Genomic DNA, 1,678 nt, shown 5'->3' with positions numbered 1-1,678 from the left:
CCTATAGTTCACCTCAACCAACCCACCTTTAGGAGCAAGATCATGAACATCGCCCGCACCCTCGCTGCTGCCGCCCTCGTGACCGCCTTCGGTAGCGCCAGCGCCGCCGACGCACCCGGCTTCACCGACAGGACCGCAGAAGTGAACGGCACCAGGATCCACTACCAGATCGGCGGCCATGGCAGCCCGGTCGTCCTGCTGCACGGCTACACCCAGACCAGCCATATGTGGAAACCCATCCTGGCCGACCTGGCGAAAACCCATACCGTGATCGTTCCCGACTTGCGCGGCGCCGGCGCGTCCGCCCGTCCGGACGCAGGCTACGACAAGAAGAACATGGCCAAGGACATCCACGAACTGGTTGCCGGCGTTAGCAGCGAACCAGCCGCCGTGGTCGGCCACGACATCGGCCTGATGGTGGCCTACGCCTACGCCGCCCAATATCCCGCCGATACCAGCAAGGTCGCGCTGATGGATGCCTTCCTGCCCGGCGTGGGCGACTGGAAGAATGTGTGGCTGCTGCGCGACCTGTGGCACTTCCACTTCACCAGCGACACCGCGGTCGCACTGGTGAAAGGCCGCGAGCGCATCTACTTCGAGCACTTCTGGAACGACTTCGCCTCCGACAAAACCAGATCGGTGAGCGAAGCCGATCGCCGGCTCTACACCAAGGCATATGCGCAGCCGAACGGCATGCGCGCCGGCTTCCAGTATTTCAAGAACTTCGATCAGGACGCTCAGGATTTCGCCCAGTTCGCACAAACCAAACTGACCCAGCCAATGCTGGTGCTGACCGGTGAGAAAGCGAGCGGCACCTTCCTGATCGATCAGGCAAAATTGGTCGCCACGAACGTGGACGGACGCGTTATCGCCGGTTCCGGCCACTGGCTGATTGATGAGAAACCTGAGCAGGTAAAGCCTGTCCTGCTGGACTTCCTGAAATAAGGAGCGCCTGATGAAGCCCGTCAAATCCGATCAGCAGGGACGTTTCCTGCGACCCGAAGCACAGTTCCGCAATTGGATCACGCGGGACGGCGCAGCGGGGCCGAGCGGAGAAGGGGGCTTCGTCGCCGAGCCGTGGCGCTACCATCTGTATGTGTCATTGGCCTGTCCCTGGGCGCACCGCACGCTGATCTTTCGCGAGCTGAAAGGCTTGCACGAGATGATCGGCGTGTCGATCGTGCACTGGCTGATGCCGGACAGCGGCTGGAATTTCGCGCCCGGCCCCGGCGTGGTGCCGGACACCGTCAACCACGCCGGGCGCCTGGCCGACATTTACCGATTGGCCGATCCTGGCTACGAGGGCCGCTTTACCGTGCCTGTGCTGTGGGATAAGCATCGCCGCACCATCGTCAATAACGAGTCTTCCGAAATCATCCGCATGTTGAACAGCGCCTTTGACGGCGTGGGTGCGCTGCCGGGCGATTACTACCCGGTCGAGCTGCGCGAGGAAATTGATAAGATCAATGCGCGCGTGTACGAAACGCTCAACAACGGCGTTTACCGTGCCGGTTTCGCCACCACCCAGGCGGCCTATGAGGAAGCGGTCTTTCCACTGTTCGATACGCTGGACTGGCTGGAAGAGCGCCTGTCGCATCAGGAATACCTGCTGGGCGCGCGCATCACGGAAGCAGACTGGCGTTTGTTTACAACGCTGGTGCGCTTCGATGCGGTGTAC

General features: G+C 61.7%; 2 protein-coding genes. Both read left to right on the top strand.

From position 1 onward, the window contains the following. Nucleotides 1-42: 42 nt before the first annotated feature. Entirely contained in the window at nt 43-945 is a 903-nt protein-coding gene (locus AB4Z11_RS30965; protein ID WP_442029909.1) for an alpha/beta fold hydrolase, read from the top strand. A 10-nt stretch (nt 946-955) separates the two neighbouring features. Continuing rightward, nucleotides 956-1,678: glutathione S-transferase family protein (locus tag AB4Z11_RS30960; protein WP_442029907.1), on the top strand; the 723-nt coding region annotated here is incomplete at its 3' end.

It is taken from the genome of Pseudoduganella sp. RAF53_2 (assembly GCF_052113985.1).
Lineage (GTDB): Bacteria > Pseudomonadota > Gammaproteobacteria > Burkholderiales > Burkholderiaceae_D > Rugamonas.
This window is presented reverse-complemented; position numbering and strand designations above follow the sequence as displayed.